Annotated in this window: 6 protein-coding genes; all 6 read left to right on the top strand. The window is 64.9% G+C overall.

The features are described from left to right. A partial coding sequence (locus DB032_RS24280) for a type VI secretion system Vgr family protein (RefSeq protein ID WP_107801549.1) occupies nt 1-1863 on the top strand: 1863 nt, incomplete at its 5' end. Nucleotides 1864-1865: 2 nt separating this feature from the next. Further along, the gene (locus tag DB032_RS23280; protein ID WP_107801547.1) at nt 1866-2714 is read left to right on the top strand and encodes a hypothetical protein; all 849 of its coding nucleotides are present in this window, start codon (nt 1866-1868) and stop codon (nt 2712-2714) included. Continuing rightward, nucleotides 2711-3766 carry a hypothetical protein gene (locus DB032_RS23275; protein ID WP_107801545.1) on the top strand — a complete coding sequence of 352 codons (1056 nt, stop codon included), beginning with the start codon at nt 2711-2713 and terminating at the stop codon, nt 3764-3766. The genes DB032_RS23280 and DB032_RS23275 overlap by 4 nt, the downstream gene beginning before the upstream one ends. Then, a complete protein-coding gene (locus tag DB032_RS23270) occupies nt 3759-4226 on the top strand; it encodes a hypothetical protein (RefSeq protein WP_107801542.1) in 468 nt (155 codons plus the stop codon). Before DB032_RS23275 ends, DB032_RS23270 begins: the two co-directional genes overlap by 8 nt. A 12-nt stretch (nt 4227-4238) precedes the next feature. Beyond that, nucleotides 4239-5459, top strand: a complete 1221-nt coding sequence (locus DB032_RS23265) for a hypothetical protein (protein ID WP_107801540.1) — start codon at nt 4239-4241, stop codon at nt 5457-5459. Next, on the top strand, nt 5443-6524 hold a 1082-nt coding region (locus tag DB032_RS24275; protein ID WP_158274407.1), incomplete at its 3' end, for a hypothetical protein. The genes DB032_RS23265 and DB032_RS24275, both read left to right, overlap by 17 nt.

Raw genomic sequence — 6524 nt, 5'->3', positions numbered from 1 at the left:
CCGCCCCAGGGCGGCGTCAAGCTCAAGCTCCGCCCCCAGGCCGGCATGGCCGACAACGAAGAAACCCTGAGCCGTTTCGAACTGGCCGCCCAGCCCATCCGCGCCCGCCTCCAGCGCAAGGACTACAACTACCGCGACGCCAACCAGCCGCTGTTGGCCGAGGGCGGCCCGCCGGCCAAGACCCCCGGCGCCCGCGGCGTCGATTACCAGTGGGGCGAGCATTACAAAAACCCGGAGCAGGGACAGCGCGCGGTGCTGATCGCCCAGCAGCGCGAGCATTGCCGCCAGTGGATCGCCGCCGGCGACGGCAACTGCCTGCAAGCCTTCGCCCCCGGCCAGATCTTCAAGCACGACGGCCCGGCGCTGGCTCCGGCCCCGGACGGCTGGCTGCTGGTTTCCGTCCGCCATCAGGGCGGCCGCCGCGACGCCTACCGCAACGCCTTCACCGCCACGCCCGCCGACCGGCCCTATCGCCAGGAACGGCTGACCCCGGTGCCGCGCCTCCCCGGCGCGCTGCCGTCCCGCGTCGTCGCCCCGGAAAAAACCCATTACGGCGCCATCGACCTGCAAGGCCGCTACTGCGTGCGCCTGCCTTTCGATCTGGACGAATGGTCGCCCGGCGGCGACAGCCGCCCGCTGCGGCTGGCCCGGCCTTACGCCGGCCCGGAATACGGCCTGCACTTCCCGCTGCACCCAGGCACCGAGGTGCTGGTCAGCTTTGTGCTGGGCGATGTGGACCGGCCCTATATCAGCGGCTGCCTGCACAACTCCGAACTCACCGACAGCAACCCCGGCGCGCACTGGGACAGCCGCAACCTGATCCGCACCTGGGCCAACAACAAGCTGCGGCTGGAAGACCGCAAGGGCCAGGAGCACATCAAGCTGGCCACCGAGTTCGACAAGAGCCAACTCAACCTAGGCCATCTGGTGAGCGAGAAGCGTGCGCCGCGCGGCGAAGGCTTTGAACTCAGAACCGACGGCTGGGGCGCGCTGCGCGCCGCCAAGGGCCTGTTCCTCAGCACCGACGCCCAACCCAAGGCGCGCGGCAAACAACTGGACATGCAGGCGGCGCAAGCGGACTTGGACAGCGCGCTGGGCAATATGCAGACCCTAGCCGAGATGGCCGCCCAGGCGCGGGCGCTGGCCGCCGACATCGAACAACAACGGCAATTGATGGCGGATCGACTCAGCCAGCTGCAAAAGTCCGCGCTGCTCGCCCATGCGCCGGACGGCATCAGCCTCGCCAGCGGCCAGCATCTGCAACTGGCGGCCGGCGGCAACCTGATCGCCACCGCAGGCGGCCACGCCGACATCGGCGCGATCAAGCGCTTCACCGTGGCGGCCGGCGAAGCCCTCAGCCTGTTTGCCAACAAACTCGGCGCCAAGCTGATCGCCGCGCAAGGCAAGGTGGAAATCCAGGCACAGCACGACGCCATCGAACTGGCCGCGCTCAAGCAAATTCGCATCATCAGCAGCGGCGACGAAATCATCATCGCCGCCAACAAAAAACTGACCCTGCAATGCGGCGGTTCCTACCTGACGCTGGACAGCTGCAAGGTGGAAGCCGGCACGCGCGGCGACATCAAGCTGCACGGCGTGTCGCTCAGCATCCCCGGCCCGGCCTCTATGCCCACCCCGGCTTACGACTTCCCCAACGCCAAGGTGGTGGAGCCGCGCGATCACTTTTTCACCCTCAGCAACCCCGCCTCCGGCAAGCCGCATGCAGGCATGCCCTACACCATCACCGAACCGGATGGCGTCACCCATCGCGGCCTGACGGACAGCGGCGGCAAAACCCAAACCATCAAAAGCAGCTACGCCAAATCCCAACTCAAGATCGTGTTTGAGCCACAAGGAGAATAAGCATGGACTTCTGGATTACCGGCGAAGGCGTGACCCAGGCCGCCAGCCTGGCCAGCTACACCGCCATCCACTTCCCGCGCCAAATGAGCCGCGTCCGACTCAAGCGCATTCCGTTCTGGGGCAAGGGCATTCTGCAACAAGGAGGAGCCATCCAGGACAAGCCCCGCGGCCCCGGCCACTACTGGGTGGAAATTGACCACAACGACCCCAACACCAAGGAAAGCTACGGCTGGTATCCGGCAGAGAATATCACCGGCATGGAAAGCAAGAAGGATCAGCTCAGCGCGATGTGGGATGTTGAAGGCTGCATTAATGGCGACTCACCAAAACGCAGGAAGGCAGACGTAGGTAAACGAGAGGATGAGGACAAAATGGCAGGTCGAGGTATCGGCAATAAGCCCTACCCCTACGACCCGAACCACGGCAATCCTAAAGCCCGCAGTGTCCAGCCGCTCTACCTGGGCTTGACCGACCAACGCTCGGAGGCGGCGGTGATAGACGAAATCCGCGCCTTCGCCGCCGCTTACGCGAAGCAATATGGAGGCCGCTGGAGCTATCGGCTGGACAGCTTCGGTGAAAACAACTGCCACACCTTCATCTGGCGCTTGCTGCACGACTGCCAGCTGATTGATCTGGAATTGCTCAACGCCGACATCGACCCCCACTTCGAAAAGCTGCGCGGTCTGGTGCTGAAAGAAACTGCCAAGGGCGCGGTCTTCGGTGGCCCCGGCGTCATCATCGCCGGCACCATCAGCACCGCGCGCCGGCTTAACAAACCCGACTATGCCGACACGCTGGTAGAGCGCACTACGATGACGCGCGACGAGCTGAAGCGACGGAACTGGTTATGAAAGCCTGGCAAAAAGCCTCACTGATCGGCGTGCTGCTGCTCATGTTGCTGGGCCTGCTCGGCTATCACATTCAACAATACCCAGCCGTCCGATGGCTGGTTTTATGGATACTCCCCATGAGCCTCACCTACACCACTGATTCCAACGGCGAGCGCCTGCACGTCGATACCCCCTACTACGTCCGAGAATGGCCACGTACCTTCTCCACCAATTATTTCGATGGCGAAATCTTGAGCATGGAAGCAGCAGAGCAAAGATCAGGACTAGCATCAGTTGCGATCAATGACGATCAGAAAATTGCATATAGAAAAACAAAACGAGTAAAACGTGAGCCCTATACCTCCCCCATCGACTATGAGCGCTTCGGCATCAAGGTCAACGGCATCTACTTCTTCGGCCTGGATGCAGACGGTCAGATCAATCGCTTGCTGACTATAGAGCAGGCACTATTAGAGCCTGTCTATATCAAGGCCAATATCCATGTCGCCAAAGTTCGCTCCGCCGAGAAAGTGATTCGGACAGAAATTGGACCAGCCTATTTCAGCTATTGGCCCGATAATGGCCCACTTAAAACAATTCGTGGCTTCTATGTTAAGTCCAATGGTTACAAGCGCTCATGGCTATTCACTTATACCCAACAAGAAAAAGATGAGTCCGACCATGAAATCAAATCTCAGGCTCAAACCACTCCCTTCACCGCCGACATCCCCCTTAAAATCCTCGGCATCAAGGCCGATGGCCGCTATCTGCTCGGCGTTCTGCCCGACGGCAGCGCCGGCTTCCCCCGCCCAGAACTCGATGCGCTGGAAGACCAACGCCACATCGAATTGTGGGTGGCCGATGGCCAGGTCTACCGCGCCACGCTAATCACCTTCGTCACAACCGGCGAAAACTGGACCAGCTACGACAAGGACGGCAACTACCTCAAGCGCTGGGGCTACGACATCGAGAATGGCCGCAAGGTGGAATGGCAACAAAAGTTCGACCGTAGCGTAGGCCAGCGCGGCGGCGAATGGGTGCCGCCCCGGCCGCAGGACCAAGACGATGATTGACCGCCACCGCCTTGAACGCCTGGGCCGTCACCTGATGATGATCTGCCTTATCGCGCTGACGCCGCTGGCCTATACCGGCGCCATCCATCCGATCATCAGCCTCGGCGCGCCCGCCGGATTGCAATACCTCTACTACGCCATCGGTCTGGCGCTTGCGCTACTCGTCCCCGCCCCGCTGTTGGCCTACCTGCTGGCGTCTCGCTTCCCGCAGGACTGGCAAGTCTTGAGCCTGTGCTGGCGCGCCTGGGCCATCCCCACCAGCATCGCGCTGGCCTGGCTGTTGAAGCCCTACCTCCTCCCCTCCCACCCCAAATCCGGCTTATTGCTGTCGGTGGGCCTGTTTATCACGCCGGCCGCTCAACTATTGCTGCTCCTGCTACACAAGCTGATTCTTCGTTTCGGCTTTTGGGCGGCCAGCGGCCTGGGGCTTTTCCTGCTGCTCTGGGCCGTCGTTATTTAGATAGGAGGCGTCATGCCGGTTGATCTCGAAAGTCTGCGCGCCCCCGATTACGAGCTGGGCGACCCGCCGCGCCTCTGGGCTTGGCTGTTGATCCTGCTGCTGGTGATGGGCGGCGGCGCGGGACTGACCCTCTACCTGTGGCCGGCGGATGCCCCGGCCAGCGGATGGCGCTTCTGGACCTGCTTGCTGGGCTTGCCCTTCGTCGTCTACCTATTGCTGTTCGCGCTGCGAATGCGCGACCTCGAAAGCTGGCGCAATCAGCTCTATCTGGAGGAGCAGGCGCGCCAGGAGGTGGAGCAGAACAATATCCAGTTTGGCCAGCAGCCGCTGTCGCTGCGCTACGGCGTTGCATGGAGCGCGGCCGGCGATCTGGCGCAGACCCTGGCCAGCGTCCAGACGCTCCCGCTGCTGGCGTCAGCCTTGGCGCACGGTCATCGCGACGAGGTGGTGCGCCATACCCACCTCCCCGATAAAGACCAACTGGACTGGCAGGCCGCGCCCGAGGAACGCATGTCGCAACGGATTGAAGATGCACTCGATAAGGCCATGGAATCGCTACAGCCCGCGCTGCGCGCGCTGCCGCCTCAATGGCCCTTGCATGTCGAATTACAGATCGACACCGATGGCGTGGCCGTCGATGTGATCGCGCTTTGGCGGCGGCAATGGGCATGGCGCGAGCTTCAGCCGGCCCCGGCATCGGAAACCCTCGTCGCCGCCAACGGCATGGCGCGGCTGGATAGCTGGCTGGATCAAAGCGCCCCCAAACACTACCAATGCGCGCGGCTGATTATCGCCGCGCAGTTTTACGAACGCCCGCCGGCTAACAGCGCCGAAGCGGTATGCGCCGTCTTGCTGGCCTGGCCCCAGGGCGAGGACGAGGACCGGCTCCACCGGCCGGTGAGCAGCCAAGGCCGCGCCGCCGACGCCGTGCTGGCCGAGACGCTGCTGTTCAGCGGCTGCGAGCCGGCGCAACTGACCGCGCTGTGGTCGGCCACCGGCCAGAACGACGCCCCCTGGAACGCCGCGCTGAGCCAACAGCAGCCCCGCGCCGCCGTCCTGTCGGTAGACCACCAGATCGGCCATGCCGGCGTGGCGGCGGAATGGCTGGCGCTGCTGCTGGCCTGGCAGGCCGCCGGCCCCGACACCCCGCAAGGCTTTCTGACCCGGCACGGCGAACACGACGCCATGCAGGGCTTCGTCTACAAGGAGAGCGGACATGCTGCCCAAACCTAAACGGCCCTCTCTGCCCTGGAACTGGGCCGTGGTGCTGATCATCGCCGTACTGCTGATCATCACGGTGCTGCTGCTGGACGAGGAACTGGGCTTGTCCGGCAACGGCCAGCTGCCGTGGGTCATCTGCGGCATCGCCTTGTGCTGCGTGCTGTTGCTGGCGCTGAGCGACGCCTTTGGCACGCTGTCCAACTGGCTGACGCAGCGCCGCTGGCTCCCGCGCCGACAAGCCCGCCAAGCCGCAGATCGACCCGATGCCGCCCCAGCTCAAGACTGGGGCGCGGCTTTTCAGCTGATCGCCCAAGACTGGCGCCAGCGCCCGGCCAAGCAGCGTCCGCACTGGCTGCTGCTCTGCGGCGCGCCCGAGGCCGTCCACCAGGCGGTGCCGGCGCTCCACCAGGCGGTGCCGGCGCTGGCCCGGCAACCCTGGCTGGAAACCGACGGCATGGTCTTGATCGACGCCTCCGCCGCCCCGCCTCCAGGCGGCTGGCGGCGGCTGCGCGGACGCTGGCGGACGCCCGCCGACGCCGTCATCGCCCTGCTCCCCGACGCCGCCGACGCCGCCGCGCTGGCGGAGCGCGCCGAACAGTTGTCCATCGCCTGCGGCTGGACCCTGCCGCTGACCCTGTGTCAGCGCGCGCCCGACAACGCCGGCCCCGGCATCGCCGGCTGGCCCTTGCCCACGCTTCCCGCCAACGCCGACGGCTGGGCCGCTCAGGCCAGGGCCTGGGCCGATCAGCTTCCCTTGCGCGGCATGCCGCGTCACCCCGGCGCGGCGGCCCAGCCCTTTCTGCTGCGCTGCTCGCAGTGGCTGGAACGCGAGCTTCAGGGACTCGCCTCCGCCTGGCAGCGCTGGCGCGACGGCCTGGCCGCGCCCTCCGCCGTCAAGGCGCTGGCCTTGGCCACCTGGCCGGCCGACGTCCGGCTGTGGAGCGGCGCGATCAGCCAGGGCTCCGCCTTTGCCCCGCGCCGCCGCAGCCGCCCTTGGCAACGCCGGCTGGCCGCCGTCATCGGCGCGCTATGCCTGTTCTGGCTGGCCGGCATGCTGGTTTCCGCCTATCAAAACCA

Origin of the sequence: Chromobacterium sp. Panama, assembly GCF_003052555.1 — a bacterium.
Taxonomy (GTDB): Bacteria; Pseudomonadota; Gammaproteobacteria; order Burkholderiales; family Chromobacteriaceae; genus Chromobacterium.
The sequence above is the reverse complement of the archived record's forward strand: the minus strand, read 5'-3'. Positions and strand labels throughout refer to the sequence as shown.

What these genes read in the sequence shown, in the direction of transcription:
- DB032_RS23280 (WP_107801547.1), top strand. Translation starts at nt 1,866, where the DNA reads ATGGACTTCTGGATTACCGGCGAAGGCGTGACCCAGGCCGCCAGCCTG.
- DB032_RS23270 (WP_107801542.1), top strand. Translation starts at nt 3,759, where the DNA reads ATGATTGACCGCCACCGCCTTGAACGCCTGGGCCGTCACCTGATGATG.
- DB032_RS23275 (WP_107801545.1), top strand. Translation starts at nt 2,711, where the DNA reads ATGAAAGCCTGGCAAAAAGCCTCACTGATCGGCGTGCTGCTGCTCATG.
- DB032_RS23265 (WP_107801540.1), top strand. Translation starts at nt 4,239, where the DNA reads ATGCCGGTTGATCTCGAAAGTCTGCGCGCCCCCGATTACGAGCTGGGC.